The organism is Flavobacterium sp. DG1-102-2 (assembly GCF_033042555.1).
Classification (GTDB): Bacteria; Bacteroidota; Bacteroidia; order Flavobacteriales; family Flavobacteriaceae; genus Flavobacterium.
In genome coordinates this window covers 364,655-379,219 of sequence record NZ_JAWLIK010000002.1, presented here as the reverse complement: position 1 = coordinate 379,219, position 14,565 = coordinate 364,655, and the positions used below count along the sequence as shown (strand labels likewise).

At 39.7% G+C, this 14,565-nt stretch carries 10 protein-coding genes; 9 read left to right on the top strand and 1 reads right to left on the bottom strand.

The annotated features are described in order from the left end of the window. The first annotated feature begins 289 nt into the window (after positions 1-289). Both R1T16_RS05045 and R1T16_RS05040 read left to right on the top strand, forming a co-directional pair. Positions 290-2,422, top strand: coding sequence for a TonB-dependent receptor plug domain-containing protein (locus tag R1T16_RS05045; RefSeq protein ID WP_317499990.1), 2,133 nt, complete (start codon positions 290-292; stop codon positions 2,420-2,422). 19 nt (positions 2,423-2,441) lie between these two features. After that, positions 2,442-3,548: an HmuY family protein gene (locus R1T16_RS05040; RefSeq protein WP_317499989.1), complete on the top strand. Its 1,107-nt coding sequence runs from the start codon at positions 2,442-2,444 to the stop codon at positions 3,546-3,548. A gap of 311 nt (positions 3,549-3,859) precedes the next feature. Here the strand turns inward: R1T16_RS05040 and R1T16_RS05035 are convergent, their stop codons facing one another. Further along, a complete protein-coding gene (locus tag R1T16_RS05035) occupies positions 3,860-4,111 on the bottom strand; it encodes a hypothetical protein (RefSeq protein WP_317499988.1) in 252 nt (83 codons plus the stop codon). A gap of 299 nt (positions 4,112-4,410) precedes the next feature. On the opposite strand from R1T16_RS05035, the gene rnpA reads away from it, so the two are divergent. From rnpA to R1T16_RS05000, 7 genes are all read left to right on the top strand, one after another. Beyond that, positions 4,411-4,800, top strand: a complete 390-nt coding sequence (gene rnpA / locus R1T16_RS05030; protein WP_317499987.1) for a ribonuclease P protein component — start codon at positions 4,411-4,413, stop codon at positions 4,798-4,800. Positions 4,801-4,984: 184 nt separating this feature from the next. Then, a complete protein-coding gene (locus R1T16_RS05025) occupies positions 4,985-6,619 on the top strand; it encodes a S41 family peptidase (RefSeq protein WP_317499986.1) in 1,635 nt (544 codons plus the stop codon). 53 nt (positions 6,620-6,672) lie between these two features. Then, positions 6,673-7,500 carry a sulfurtransferase gene (locus tag R1T16_RS05020; protein WP_317499985.1) on the top strand — a complete coding sequence of 276 codons (828 nt, stop codon included), beginning with the start codon at positions 6,673-6,675 and terminating at the stop codon, positions 7,498-7,500. 124 nt (positions 7,501-7,624) lie between these two features. Further along, positions 7,625-9,622: a KUP/HAK/KT family potassium transporter gene (locus R1T16_RS05015; protein ID WP_317499984.1), complete on the top strand. Its 1,998-nt coding sequence runs from the start codon at positions 7,625-7,627 to the stop codon at positions 9,620-9,622. Beyond that, on the top strand, positions 9,623-10,441 hold the full coding sequence (locus R1T16_RS05010) for an OmpA family protein (RefSeq protein ID WP_317499983.1): 819 nt from the start codon (positions 9,623-9,625) through the stop codon (positions 10,439-10,441). 537 nt (positions 10,442-10,978) lie between these two features. Further along, positions 10,979-12,592: a S8 family peptidase gene (locus tag R1T16_RS05005; RefSeq protein WP_317499982.1), complete on the top strand. Its 1,614-nt coding sequence runs from the start codon at positions 10,979-10,981 to the stop codon at positions 12,590-12,592. 64 nt (positions 12,593-12,656) lie between these two features. Next, positions 12,657-14,546 carry a M1 family metallopeptidase gene (locus tag R1T16_RS05000; protein WP_317499981.1) on the top strand — a complete coding sequence of 630 codons (1,890 nt, stop codon included), beginning with the start codon at positions 12,657-12,659 and terminating at the stop codon, positions 14,544-14,546. Positions 14,547-14,565 lie beyond the last annotated feature (19 nt).

Below are 14,565 nucleotides of genomic sequence, written 5' to 3'. Positions count from 1 at the left end.
ATAAAATCATGATTGAGCCTCCTGTATAGGGGGCTTTTTTATTTCCACAGCTATTCTTCAATTATCTTTAAGCCTATAAACTATTAAAATCTTAGGGTATTTGTAAGGTATATTCTATGACATCTAACGCCATTTTGAATTTCGGAATGTTAAACACTTTGAAATCATATATAATTTGAAGAAAATTAATCAGTTAGCTTTATTTAGAATTAGTAAAAATAATTTGGTTTTTTAATTGGTGACCGTTAGCTTTGCAGTCAATTTAGAATTAATCTAACTTAGATTAGTAATGCACAAGCAGACACAAGTATTTTTATCCATAATATCTCTCTTAGGCTTTAGCGCATTAGCACAGGAAGCTATTACCGATACTATTAAAAAAAACAATCCTACACATCTGGATGAAGTAGTAGTTACAGGTCAGATTGAATCACAATCGCTTAGACGATCTATCCAAAACGTACGCGTAATTACCCGAAAAGACATTGACCAGTTGGCAGCAAATAATTTGGGTGATGTACTAAACCAGTACATTAACATAACTGTTATGCCAAGCGGAACAACAGGAAGATCTACTGTTTCTATGTTTGGGCTTGATGCTTTATACTTTAAAATACTGATAGACAATATTCCTATTGTTAACGAAGCCGGCCTTGGTAATAATATAGATCTCTCTCAAATTAACCTTAACGACGTAGAGCGCATTGAGATTATAGAAGGTTCAATGGGTGTAACACACGGTGCAAACGCAGTTAGCGGAATTTTGAACATTATTACAAAGAAATCTTCCAGGAACGAATGGGAAATAAAAACAACCGTTCAGGAAGAAACTGTAAATACAGAATACGGACTGTTTAAAGAGGGCAGGCACATTCAGGCTTTACAGCTTGGTCATACCATAAATGAAAACTGGTATGTATCTGTTAACGCAAACAGGAACGATTTTCAGGGATACCTTGGCAATAAGCAGGGACAGGATTATAGCGTAAATGACGGTTTAAGGGGCTATAACTGGCTACCTAAAGAACAGTTCATGACTAATGCGCTTGTTAGCTACCAAAAGAATGATTTCAGGCTTTTTTACCGTTTTGAAATGATGGATGAAAAGGTAGATTATTACAACAGCCAGGTTCAGACATTATTTAATACAGATTTAGGCTCGTACAGAGCCTCAGACGATAACAGGTATTTTACTGACAGGTTTTATCATCACCTTAATGGTACCGGTAAGCTGTTCTCTCAGCTAAACTACAATGTTTCGGTATCGCATCAAAAACAACAAAGAGAAGTAGAGAGCTTTATATACAGAATATGGCAGGATCAAGAGGTTAATAACCTTAAAGAAAAGGATCAGTCTATGGAAGTACTGTATTCTACGGGTACCTTAAGCAACTTCTTTAAAAGCAAAACAGCTAACCTGCAGATAGGTTATGAACTGGTAAATAACAATGGCTTTTCGGTAGTTCAGGAAGCAGGAAGCACCTTTACAGGAATAAGAAAAAGAATAGAAAATTATGATGCATTTGCGTCGTCTGAGATCAATCTTTCAGACAGATTCTCTGTACGTCCGGGATTCCGTTATTCATTCCAGTCGCAGTTTGACAACCAATATGCAGCCTCTTTAGGATTCAGGCAGCTGCTTAGCCATGATATCCAGGTAAGGGGCTCTGTAGGCAAATCTTTCCGTACACCTACTTTTGAAGAACTATACCAAAAGATGATATTTCCGGGGCATTACTTTAGCGGCAATGAAAACCTTACGCCCGAAACCAGTATCTCTTACGAAATTAGTGCCAGGAAAACTCATTATTTCCCATCAGGCCTTATGATGTCTAATAACCTTGTGGTAAGCTACATGGATATAAAAGACAGGATAACTACTGCCCTGACAGGATTTACACCTGATAATGTGCCAATGTATGAGGCAATCAACATCAGCAAATACAATATGTGGAATGTGTCTACTACAAACCAGATCCAGTATAAAAATCTTAATGTAAGCCTTGGCGCGACACTTGTAGGGGTGTCACAGTTAATAGACAGCGGTGACCTGCGCTCTAACGATGAATATTTGTATTCGCTTAACTTAAACACAAGTGTTTCTTACAAAGTACCTAAATGGTCTACTACATTTGCCGCTTATTACAAATACAATGGTAAGGCTCGCGAATACCAGTCTGATGGCAACGAGTATGTTCTTACTACAGTACAAGCTACTAACTGGCTTGATGCTTCGGTTGCAAAATCTTTCCTTAAGAACAAGGCGCTGAATGTACAGCTTGGTGCAAGAAACCTTCTTGACATAACTAATGTAACACGCACAGGCAACACGCAGACAGGAAGTCATGCAGCATCGACTAATGTAATGCTTGCTTATGGACGATCGTATTACCTGAAACTTGTATATAATCTTAATTTCTAATCAATAAATTATAATCAATATGAAAAAGAGCATATTTATCCTTTCGATGGCAATGACATTTTTTGCGTCTTGTTCAAGCAGTGATGATAGCAATGGTACTACAGAACCTGTAGGACCTACACCATCAGAAGGCAGTATTGTACAGCCAAATATTGGTGGCCCTACTGAGCCCAACCAGGTTTATGTAGATCTTGCAACCGGAGAATCAAAAGAAATACACAGAACAGCATGGGATCTTGGTTTTTACTCAGGCGCAGATTTTAGGGTAGTACTTAACGGATCTCTTAAAATGGCTGTTAAAAAACTTGAAACTACAAACATTGATGAAGTTCAGGAAGCAGATCCAACCGTTAGTGTGAGTTTTGCTACAGCATCTACATTAGGATATGCCGATAACCCTAACGGAATACTTACCGGTAATGGCGGTGGTGAAGGTACTGCTATCGCAGAAATTTCGGCAACAGATTCAGAAAATGCAGTTTACCTTGTAAATATGGGGCTTGGCCTTTCTACAACAACACCTGCTGTAGGCAGCGCTCAGGTAGACGGCGAATCAAGAGGATGGATGAAGATACGCATACTTAGAAATGCCGGCGGTTACAAACTGCAATATGCTGCATTAGATGCAACAACGCACCAGGAAGTAACTATTTCTAAGAACAGTTTATACAATTTTACATTCTTTAGCATGATAACTAATGCTGAAGTATCTGTAGAGCCGGAGAAAACTAAATGGGATCTTGTATTTACTACATTTACAAATTACTACCCTTACCAGGGCATATTTGTACTATATCCTTTTGCAGATTACACATTATTAAACATAAAAGGCGGAACAAGGGCTTATGAAATTATTGCCCCAACTATAGATGGTGGTGAAGCTGCATACAATGCATTTACACTTGCACAGGTAGATAATTCTCTTTTTGAAGGATCTGCTGCAGACCACAGGTTTGTAACATGGAGAACAGAGGCTGGCCCAAGCACTACGATGACTGTTAAAAACGACCGTTTCTTTGTACTTAAAGATGCCGATGGCAACCTTTACAAAATAATCTTCAGGGCGCTTAAAAACGATGCAGGAGAAAGAGGTTACCCTGTATTTGAATATAAATTGCTACAGTAATTAATATATAAAAATTAAAAGTTAGTTTTTGTTTTATTTATCCCGGCAGTTAGTGTGTATACTGTCGGGGTTTTTATTTTAGAGCCATCTAAGCAACTTTTTATAGTGAAGCGTGTGCTTAGCGGAAATCCACAAAAAAGCGATTACAGGTTGACTTATAAAACGAAAGCAGCGCTCAAGGCGCTGCTTCAGGAACAGAACCTATTTAATGGGGCTTAAAAAGGTTCAAAAAAACCCCTGACAGTCCCGTCAGGGGTTTCTTTTTGGCAGGCAAATAGAAAACCTGCTAATATATAATGGCGCTAAAAAACTTAGTTGGTTTTTTTAGCTGGTTCAGCTTTTTTCTCTACTGTTTTGGTCTCTTTAGTAGTAGCCTCAACTTTCTTTGCAGGTTGCGCAGTTGTAGCCGGTTGGGCCGTTTTTGCGTCTGCTGCAGGCTTAACTTCTTTTGTCGTTACCGTTTTAGTTGTTGCTGTTTGAACAGGTTGTGCCGGTTTAACTGGTTCTTGTGCTAATGCTGCTACTCCTGTAAGCATTAAAGCGCTTAAAAATACATTTTTCATAGTGTTGGATATTTATTTTGATTACTCTGTATTAACAATAGAACAAGTTTAGTGCCGTTGAAAAATTATTTTTTGCAAAACTCAAAAACATCAAAGACAAAATGCTGATATTCAAATGTATATTATTTTAAAACATACGTCTTGCATAAATTAAAAATGAAAAATGGGTGTAGAAAGTGTAGAAAATGTGTGGAGGCTTGTGTGTATTTTATACAGTTCTTAGTTATTTAACAGCAGATAAGTTCGATTATAGTGTGTGATCCTCTTTCAGTTTTAAATGTATCTGTTACCTTTGCCCCATGCAAAACAGGCCGCTTACATACTCGAGGCACGAAAAGCTTAAAAGCCGCAACACGATAGACCGTATGTTTACCGAAGGTAAATCGGTTTCAAAATATCCCTTAAGGCTGGTATATGTTCCATTGGAAGCGGGTATGGATAACGATTCGCCAATTAAAATGGGAGTTTCAGTATCAAAAAAATATTTCAAGAGGGCACACGACCGTAATTACTTTAAGAGGGTGCTGCGTGAAACTTACCGCCACCACAAGCATATCATAATAGACAAACTGGACAAACCTTATGCTTTCATGTTTTTTTACCAGACAAAAGACCGCCTTTCTTTTGAGGAGATAAACACAAAGACAATTCTGCTTTTTGAAAAATTTGCTGCACAGGAGCAACTGTAGCCTGCCTCAAAGTGCATTGCATTAATTACGCTATTTTTTCGTTAGTAAGATTCAGGGTTACTGCAGCTATGCCGCGATGAAATTTAATGCGTTCAAGTTTCTTTACATCATAGTGCTACATTTGGCCATTTATACCTATTTTCGTAATTGCGATTTATATCCACAAAAATTTAAAGAAAAAGATATGCTTAAAAGGCTAAAGAAAAGATATGTGCTGCCGGTTGCGGCATCGGCGTTTTTGTTTGTTGGGGTGAGCTTTAAAGACGATTTTTTTGAGATTGCCAAACAAATAGAAATATTTACTACACTTTTTAAAACGGTAAACAACAATTATGTAGACGAGGTAAACCCGGGGCAGCTTATGGATAAGGCCATAAAAAGCATGCTTACCGACCTTGACCCCTACACTGTTTACTTTAACGAACAGGATGTTGCTAAATTTAAGATAAACAACACCGGAGAATATACGGGAATTGGAGCTCTTATTACAAGAAAAGAAGGCAAACTTATTGTAAAAGAACCCTACAAAGACTATCCTGCCGATAAAGCCGGGCTTAAAGCAGGCGATGAGATAATTCAGATAGGCGATGTAAACCTTGCAGAATTTAAAGAAGATGCAGGTGAATTGCTAAAAGGTGCAAAAAATACTAAAGTAGCTATTAAGTATGTGCGTCAGGGTAAAACATACAGTACTGATATTGTACTTGATGAAGTAGATATTAAAGCAGTTCCTTATTTTGCTATGGTGGGTAAAGAGACGGGTTACATCGTGCTTACACAGTTTAACGCAAAAGCATCTACCGAGACAAAAACAGCCCTTTTGCAGCTTAAAGCCGATGGTGCCAAGAGCATTATTCTTGACCTAAGGGGAAATCCGGGTGGTTTGCTTAATGAAGCGGTTAATGTGTGTAATCTATTTGTACCTCAAGGCGAAACCATAGTTACTACAAAGTCTAAAAACGAAAGCTATAACAACACCTATAAAACCCAACGCGCACCGGTAGATCTTGAGATTCCATTAGTGGTTCTTGTAAACGGCAGCAGTGCTTCGGCTTCTGAAATCGTGGCTGGAGCGCTTCAGGACCTGGACCGTGCTGTTATTGTAGGCAGTAGAAGTTTTGGTAAAGGATTGGTGCAGCGCCCGCTTGACCTTACTTATGGTACACAGGTAAAAGTTACCATCTCACGCTACTACACGCCTTCAGGCCGTGGTATACAGGCGCTTGACTATGCACATAAAGATGCAGACGGCAAGGCCATACGTATCGACAAGAAAAATTACAACGCATTCAAAACAAAAAGAGGAAGAACAGTCTACGATGGTGGAGGAATACTTCCAGATGTAGAACTGGATGAAGCAAAACAAAGCACAATTGCTGACGCATTAGTTAAAAATGACGGTATCTTTAACTATGCTACTACCTATTTTTACAAAAACCCTACACAGACAAGTATCCCTACAGTAACTGACGCCGACTTTGAAGCCTTAAAAGAGTCGCTAAAAAAAGACAACTTCCAGTTTGATACTGAAACAGAAAAGTCGCTAAAAGCAGTGATGGAGTCTGCAAAAAAAGAGAAGATAGATGCAGGCATCAAAGTACAATATGACCAGCTTTTGGCAGCACTTCAAAAAAGCGAGGAAACAGAGCTTAACAGTAATAAAAATGAAATTAAGGAACTGCTGCTGGATGAACTTATAAAGCGTTACCAATACAAAGAAGGTTTATATAAATATTACACAACCAGTAATACCGAGATAAAGAAATCGGCTGCGCTACTTGCCAATACAGCAGAATACAACAAATTGCTTGCAAAATAAATAATCTAATCCCCTCGTTATATAATAATCAGGGGATTTTAATTTATATCACTATGAAACCGATTATACAACCAGCCGAGCTAATTGAGCTTATGACCACGCCCGACATTGTTATTGTAGATGCCGGCGAGAGCATAGATTATACCATGCAGCACATTAAAGGAGCTGTACGTGCCGACCTCAATACCGACCTGGCAAATGTACCCGATGCTGCCAATGGCGGCAGGCATCCACTGCCTGATACTGTTTCGTTTGGGCAGGTACTTGGACGTTTGGGCATAACACCGCAAAGCCATGTAGTTGTATACGACAATAAAGGCGGGGCATTGGCTGCAGCCCGTTTTTGGTGGATGCTTAAGGCTGCCGGACACGAAAAAGTACAGGTGCTTAACGGTGGGTTGAGTGCTGCTGTAAAAGCAGGTGTTTCACTTAGCGACCTAATAGAAATACCACTACCGGCGCCGTTATATAATTTTACTAACTGGTATTTGCCAACTGTTGCCATTGAAGAAGTAGAAACTGCTGCTGTAAATACCGAAAGCATTGTCATAGATGTAAGGGAAACATCGCGTTATCTTGGTGTAAACGAATCTATAGACCTCGTTGCAGGGCATATTCCGGGAGCTGTAAACGTGCCATTTGCATCTAACCTTGATGCTGACGGATCATTTTTATCACCGGAAGCATTACAGGAAAAATATTTGGGTGTACTGGGCAGTACCTCATCGGCAGATGTTATTGTGCACTGCGGGTCTGGAGTTACGGCCTGCCATACTATTTTAGCCTTTGATCATGCAGGATTACCTTTGCCAAAATTGTATGTAGGCTCATGGAGCGAGTGGTCAAGAAACAATAAAAACATAGCTACGGGCACTGCCTGATGCACCGTGTGCCCTTATTTCTCTAACTTGCAGAAGCAAAGGGTTATTTAATAGTAAATAATATATGGTTTATCTGGCAGATTTTCTAAAAACACCTACCTTTGTTCTTTAATCCAAAATTATCGTGAGCACCAATCACATACAACTCAACAAGGTAACGCTTGGCGGATTGCTGGTTACCTTGGGAATTATTTATGGAGATATAGGAACTTCCCCTCTCTATGTAATGAAAGCTATTGTAGGCGCCCAGCCTATAGAAGAACAAGTGATCCTTGGGGCACTCTCCTGTATCTTCTGGACACTTACATTACAAACAACCATCAAGTACGTTTACCTTACCCTTAAGGCCGATAACAAAGGCGAAGGAGGTATTTTCTCTCTTTATACGCTGGTTAAAAGGCTTAAGAAGAAAGGGCTCATTGTTCCTGCAATTATAGGGGGTAGCGCATTGCTGGCAGACGGTATTATTACACCGCCTATTTCTGTATCTTCTGCAATTGAAGGGCTTAAGACCTACCAGCCGGAACTTGACACTGTGCCTATCGTAATAAGCATTTTATTTGTGTTGTTCTTTATTCAGCGTTTTGGCAGCAAATTCCTGGGTAAGTTTTTTGGGCCAATGATGCTGTTATGGTTTGGAATGCTTGGGGTTTTAGGTATAATTCCATTGTTAGAAAACATATCGGTTCTTAAAGCACTTAACCCATATTATGCTTTTCACTTGCTAAATGTTCACCATGAAGGGTTTTATGTATTAGGTTTTGTATTTCTGTGTACTACAGGAGCTGAAGCTTTGTACAGTGACATGGGACACTGCGGCAGGGACAACATTCGCGTAAGCTGGGGCTTTGTAAAAACGATGCTTGTGCTTAACTATTTTGGCCAGGGCGCTTACCTGATCTCCCATTCTGGTGAAACACTTTCGTCGCTCAGCACTAATCCTGCAAACCCTGTAAATCCATTCTACCTGCTAATGCCTGAATGGTTCCTGCCATTTGGTATTGCAATTGCAACATCGGCAGCAGTAATTGCATCGCAGGCATTAATAAGCGGTTCGTTTACCCTTATATCTGAGGCTATGCGACTGAACTTCTGGCCGAAGGTATCGGTAAAATTCCCAACAGAATTACGCGGTCAGTTATACATTCCTTCTATCAACTGGTTATTATTCCTTGGTTGTGTATTTATAGTACTTCATTTTAGGGAATCAGGAAATATGGAAGCGGCCTACGGTCTGGCCATTGTACTTTGTATGCTTATGACCACTACCCTGCTGGGCTATTATATGGTTATGAAACGCTATAATAAACTGCTTATACTAGGTGTAATTAGCGTATATTTTACAATAGAAATATCATTCCTCATAGCCAACATCAGCAAATTCCACCACGGTGGATATGTATCGCTGGGTATAGCAGGTCTGTTGGCCATTGTTATGGCGGTATGGTTCTCGGCTAAGAGAATTAGGAGTGAGTATACAGAGTTCACCAAGATTGCAAACTACAAAACAGTACTGTCTGAACTTAGTAACGATATGTCTATTCCTAAATATGCAACGCACCTGGTGTATATGACCAATGCGCAGCTGGGAGATGAAATTGAGTCTAAGATCATATATTCCATATTGCAAAAAAGGCCTAAACGTGCCGATATTTATTGGTTTGTTCACGTAAATGTGGTAGATGAACCTTACAAAATGGACTATCGTGTACGCGAAATCATGAAAGATGACGTTATACGTGTAGATTTCTATTTAGGTTTTCGTGTAGCACCGAGAATAAACCTTATGTTCAAGCAGGTTGTAAGGGACATGGTAAAACGCAGCGAGGTAGATATTACCAGCCGTTACCAGTCGCTTAACCGTAACAACGTAATCGGCGACTTTAAATTTGTAATCATAGAAAAATTCCTTTCTTATGACAACGAGCTGCCATGGTATGAAAGGATAATACTAGACATATACTTTGTTCTTAAAAAAATAAGCCTTTCGGAAGGGCGGGCTTTTGGGCTTGACAGCAGTTCTGTTAAAGTAGAAAAGTTCCCTATAGTAATCCATCCACCGGAAGATTTTGTATTAAACAGGATAGACGATTGCCCCGGCAAAGATTATCACCAGCAATAAATGAAAAAATCACTTTATTTACTACTCGCGTTTTTAGTTACCTATATTACCCTTGCACAGGAAGAAACTGTTTATTCGGTTTATTTTGATGTCAACAAATACAATCTAGACAGCAAGCAGGGCAATAACGTTGTTGCATTTATTAAAGCTATAGACACAGCACGTATAGAAACAATCCAGATATACGGCTACTGTGACGACCGTGGCAAAGATGCTTACAACTTTAAGCTTTCTACAAACAGGGCTAACACGATAAAGGATACGCTTTTAGGCAGGGGCGTAAAAAACAAGATCATTGTAACCATAGAGGGTAAAGGAAGGATACTGCTTGACGAAGATATAGACAATGTATCTGAAGCACGCTCTAAAAACCGCCGTGTAGACGTTACCGTAAACTTTAAGCCGCTACCACCACCTAAGTTATCGGCAGGTACTTATAATGCGCTTAAAAAGGATGTAATCGTGGGTGACCACATATACCTTGACAACATTCTGTTTGAGCGCGGCAGCAGCAAGCTCACTACAAAATCTAAAACAGAACTGGATAAGATGGTAAAGTTTCTTATGAAATATAAAAATATCAAATTTGAGATACAGGGCCACATTTGCTGCACCCCTACTTTTCAGAAAGAAGCCATTGACAAAGATACACGCAAACGCGAACTGTCTAAAAATAGGGCTTTTGCAGTTTATAAATATATTGTATCTAAAAAGATAAATGCTAACCGCATGACTTACAAAGGTTATGGCAACACTGTGCCTTTAGGAAAAGGGACAGAATATGACCGAAGGGTAGAACTCGTTATTACCGGCATATAGCCAAATTATACATTAAAAGATTGAAGCCCTGCTTAACAAAAAGCAGGGCTTTTTTATAGAATAGTTTCAACTATTAATTTTAGCGGAATAAACAAATTTTGGCAGGGTTTTATCGCTGTTCTGCTTGATAAACACGACCAAATAAACTTTTTATAAAAAATAAATAATTAAAACTGTAACAAAACAATTTTATAAGCGTCTATTATAACTGGTAATTGACTGGTTTGTTGATCTCAAATAAACCAAAAACAAAACACAGGCTTTAAAACCTGTCCTTAAGGTATAGGAATCTCCGCAGGGGGCATTGAAATAGATTGAGTTAGTATACAATCCTACAGCAATTAAACGCTGCGGGTTCCTTATTTTAAGATTGCACATTACCATTATTTGAATTCCCTGCTTTTAAGCCAACCCGTCTTAAACCCTCCTAAAAATAAATTTTAGCCGTTTGCAGTACTAATTTAATGTTAATAGTTAATTTTGTGTAACAAATTGGATATAATTTAGACCAATTTTCTAAACAGTAATTTACAGAATATGAAATTCAGATCAATTTACCTTTCGGCGGCACTGGCCTTAGCCCTTGCAAGCTGTGGGACTTCAAAAATTGTGGCAGAGCCTATAGTTATAAACAATACTATAACTGCCAAAAAATCACCACTTAGCGAAGAACAGGAGAAACGCTGGAGCGACCTTGACATTGTTAAAGACAGTGTGCCTGGAATGAGCGTGGACCGCGCTTATGAGCTTCTTAAAGGTAAAAAAAGCAATAAAGTAATTGTAGGTGTTGTAGATTCAGGCGTGGACATCGCACACCCGGACCTTAAACCGGTTATATGGACAAACACAAAAGAGATCGCAGGAAACGGTATAGATGATGACAAGAACGGTTACATTGATGATATACACGGATGGAACTTCTTAGGCGATTCAGAGCACGAAAACCTTGAATACGTGCGTATTCTGAAAAAAGGTGACGACGGCTCTGCAACGTACAAAAGAGCGAAAGCTGAATTTGATAAAGAGATCAAAGATGCCCAGGGCGGTAAGCAGCAGATGGACTTTGTATTGAAAGCGGATGAAAAAATAAGAACTGAACTTAAAAAGGATGTATATACTGCCGAAGATCTTAAAAACCTGAAATCTAATGATGCGGTAGTAAATGCCGTTAAGCCACAATTGATAAGGGTGCTTGGCGAAACATCATCTAAAGAATTTCAGGAACAGATACAGGAAGGTAAAGAACATTACCACAATCAGCTGGAGTACAACCTTAACCTGAAATTTGACGGCCGTAAGGTAGTAGGCGACAACCCGGAAGATATCAACGACAGAAAATACGGGAACAACAACGTAACGGGACCTGTTGCAGAAGGTGCCAAACACGGTACACACGTTGCAGGTATCATTGCCCAGACAAGAGGTAATAATCTTGGTGGAGACGGTGTAGCAAGTAATGTTGTAGAGATCATGGCGGTACGTTCTGTGCCGGATGGAGACGAGTATGACAAAGACGTTGCCCTTGGTATACGTTACGCTGTAGATAATGGTGCTAAAGTGATAAACGGAAGTTTTGGAAAGTATTTCTCAACACACAGCGAGTGGGTTTATGATGCTATTAAATATGCTGCAGAAAAAGATGTTCTTATCGTATGTGCAGCAGGTAATGAAAGCCTGGACCTTAATGAAGGCGGGAAAACTGTTGAGCGTTACCCTAACGACACTAAAGTAGGCGGACCGGAAATTGCAGATAACTTCCTTACAATTGGCGCTATCACGTATAACTATGGCCCTGAACTTGTTGCAGGTTTTTCTAACTATGGCAAAAGCGAAGTAGATATCTTTAGCCCGGGTGAAAGAATTTATGCAACTACGCCTAACAATACTTACGAATTCCTTCAGGGAACTTCTATGGCTTCTCCTAATGCAGCAGGTGTAGCAGCGCTTATCCGTGCTTACTACCCTAACCTTACTGCATCTCAGGTTAAGCACATCATTATGGACTCCGGCATTCCTGTTAGCATCAAGGTTAATCTTGGCGGCGATCCTAAAGACCAACGATCATTCAGCGAAATTTCAAGATCAGGAAAAATCGTAAATGCTTACAACGCAATTATTCTTGCAGACAAAATGTCTAAAGATAAAAAATAAGGCATTTTTAAATTTATAACAGATGGAAGGGCGCAATCCCTTCCATTTTTTTTATTTTTAACCCATGAAAAAATTAGTAGTACTGGCATTACTATCGGCTTCAGGCCTGTATGCGCAAAACAACCCTAACCCAGGTTACTGGCAGCAGCACGTAGATTACAAAATGGATGTGTCTATGGATGTTAAGACTTACCGCTATAACGGTAAACAGGAACTGGTGTACACAAACAATTCTAAAGACACCTTAAACCGTGTTTTTTATCATTTGTACAACAATGCATTCCAGCCGGGAAGCGATATGGATGCCCGCCTTAAAGCGATTGCAGATCCTGATAAAAGGATGGTAAAAACCTTTAAGACTCCTGAAAAGACAACCTACGAAAGCCGTATAAGCAACCTTAAACCAGACGAAATAGGCTTCCTGAAGATTACCAATCTTAAACAGGACGGTGCTGCGACCACAAGCAAAGTAGCCGGAACTATTCTTGAGGTTACACTGGCTAAGCCAATCTTACCTGGTCAATCTACAAAATTCACGCTTGATTTTGATGGACAAGTTCCCGTACAAATACGCCGTAACGGTAGGAATAGCGCCGAAGGTGTAGCCCTGTCGATGACGCAGTGGTATCCTAAAATGGCTGAGTATGATTTTGAAGGCTGGCACGCCAACCCATACATTGCCCGTGAGTTTCATGGGGTTTGGGGTAATTTTGACGTGAACATTACAATAGATAAAGAGTATACCATTGGTGGTACAGGATACCTGCAAAACAAAAACGAGATAGGAAAAGGGTATCAGGACGAAGGTGTTCAGGTTACTTATCCTAAAAAAGCCAAAACACTTACATGGCATTTTGTTGCGCCAAACGTACATGATTTTGCATGGGCGGCAGACAGTAATTATGCGCATGATAAGATAATGGGCGAAAACAATACTGAGCTTCACTTCTTTTACAAGAACACTCCTGAAAACCAGGACGGATGGAAAAGGCTACAGCCAAAAACTGCCGAAATACTATCTTTCTATAATAAAATCGTAGGACAGTATCCGTACAAACAATACTCTGTTATACAGGGTGGCGACGGCGGTATGGAGTATGCCATGTGTACACTTATTACCGGCCGCAATTATGAAGGGCTTGTAGGGGTAACGGCACACGAATTTGGCCATTCATGGTTTCAGCACATATTGGCCTCAAACGAAACAGAGCACGGCTGGATGGACGAAGGTTTTACGACATATATAGAAGATCTTGCCATGCATACGCTTATGCCGCCTAAAGATAAAAAAGAAGAAGAGGCCAACCCGTTTGCAGGTTCTTATGCCAACTATTTTTACATGGTTAAAACCGGTAAAGAGCAGCCACTAAGTACACAGGCAGACCGTTTTGACCTGAATATGCTGTACAGCATATCTTCTTACAGCAAAGGTTCAATATTCCTTTCGCAGTTGGGCTATGTTATTGGCGAAGACAAATTGGCACAAACCATAAAACGTTACTATGCAGATTTTAAGTTTACCCACCCTACTCCTAACGACATTAAGCGTACAGCAGAAAAAGTTACCGGTGCACAGCTTGGATGGTATCTTACAGACTGGACAGAAACTACAAATACAATCGATTACAGCATTAAGGCGGATGAAGATGGTAATACTACAAAAGTTACATTAGAGCGCATTGGCCGTATGCCAATGCCTATAGATATCATTGCGGTTTATGAAGATGGTACGCAGGAAACATTCTATGTACCATTGCGCATGATGCGTTATGTAAAAGACAACCCATACAAGTCACTTAAACGCTCTGTACTGGCCGATTGGGACTGGGCTTACAAAACATACGAGTTTACCATAAACAAGCCTAAAAAAGCTATTAAAATGCTTATGATAGACCCAGCAGAACTTATGGCCGACGTAAACAGGGAAAATAACACCTACACAGGCGGGAAATAGTTTACAGTTTCATTATACC

What these genes read in the sequence shown, in the direction of transcription:
- R1T16_RS05045 (WP_317499990.1), top strand. Translation starts at nt 290, where the DNA reads ATGCACAAGCAGACACAAGTATTTTTATCCATAATATCTCTCTTAGGC.
- R1T16_RS05040 (WP_317499989.1), top strand. Translation starts at nt 2,442, where the DNA reads ATGAAAAAGAGCATATTTATCCTTTCGATGGCAATGACATTTTTTGCG.
- R1T16_RS05035 (WP_317499988.1), bottom strand. Translation starts at nt 4,111, where the DNA reads ATGAAAAATGTATTTTTAAGCGCTTTAATGCTTACAGGAGTAGCAGCA.
- rnpA (WP_317499987.1), top strand. Translation starts at nt 4,411, where the DNA reads ATGCAAAACAGGCCGCTTACATACTCGAGGCACGAAAAGCTTAAAAGC.
- R1T16_RS05025 (WP_317499986.1), top strand. Translation starts at nt 4,985, where the DNA reads ATGCTTAAAAGGCTAAAGAAAAGATATGTGCTGCCGGTTGCGGCATCG.
- R1T16_RS05020 (WP_317499985.1), top strand. Translation starts at nt 6,673, where the DNA reads ATGAAACCGATTATACAACCAGCCGAGCTAATTGAGCTTATGACCACG.
- R1T16_RS05010 (WP_317499983.1), top strand. Translation starts at nt 9,623, where the DNA reads ATGAAAAAATCACTTTATTTACTACTCGCGTTTTTAGTTACCTATATT.
- R1T16_RS05005 (WP_317499982.1), top strand. Translation starts at nt 10,979, where the DNA reads ATGAAATTCAGATCAATTTACCTTTCGGCGGCACTGGCCTTAGCCCTT.
- R1T16_RS05000 (WP_317499981.1), top strand. Translation starts at nt 12,657, where the DNA reads ATGAAAAAATTAGTAGTACTGGCATTACTATCGGCTTCAGGCCTGTAT.